Here is a 251-nt window from a genome sequence, read left to right on the forward strand (position 1 = left end):
GTATCATCAGCAATGTAAGCATACTTGCCTACTATTTGCAAACGATGAGCCTTACCAGGTGTATTATAAGTTCCTACAAAAGTGGGGGTGCTGGGGTTGCTAATGTCTATAATTTGTAGTCCTGAATCAAAATCAGTAACATAAGCATACTTGCCTATTACTTGTACACCTTGAGCAAGATTAGGTGTATCATAATTTCCTACTAAAGTGGGGGTACTAGGGTTGCTAATGTCTATGATTTGTAGTCCTGA

1 protein-coding gene is annotated in these 251 nt (G+C 38.6%); it reads right to left on the bottom strand.

Annotated elements, in window-relative coordinates; genetic code table 11:
* A partial coding sequence (locus tag ACIR310F_RS25980) for an LVIVD repeat-containing protein (RefSeq protein WP_414534032.1) occupies positions 1–251 on the bottom strand: 251 nt, incomplete at both ends.

Source organism: Dolichospermum circinale AWQC310F (assembly GCF_000426925.1).
In the GTDB taxonomy this organism is placed as follows: Bacteria; Cyanobacteriota; Cyanobacteriia; order Cyanobacteriales; family Nostocaceae; genus Dolichospermum; species Dolichospermum circinale.